Annotated in this window: 1 protein-coding gene; it reads right to left on the reverse strand. The window is 63.1% G+C overall.

The annotated features are described in order from the left end of the window. The coding region (locus tag QP415_RS12925) for an AAA family ATPase (RefSeq protein ID WP_285100342.1) at nt 1–236 on the reverse strand (236 nt) is incomplete at both ends.

Consider the following 236-nt stretch of genomic DNA (forward strand, 5'->3'; position numbering starts at 1 on the left):
CTTCTCGGTTAGCTCACCGCCCTCGTCAAAGCCGACGTATCCCGGAGGGGCACCGAACAGGCGGGAGGAGGTGTGCTTCTCACCGAACTCGGACATATCCAGTTGGATCAGGGCGTCCTCGTCGCCGAACAGGAATTCGGCCAGAGCCTTTGCCAGCTCGGTCTTGCCGACGCCGGTAGGGCCAGCAAAGATGAACGAGCCGCCAGGACGCTTCGGATCCTTCAGGCCAGCCCTGG

It is taken from the genome of Pauljensenia sp. UMB3104 (genome assembly GCF_030217285.1).
In the GTDB taxonomy this organism is placed as follows: domain Bacteria; phylum Actinomycetota; class Actinomycetes; order Actinomycetales; family Actinomycetaceae; genus Pauljensenia.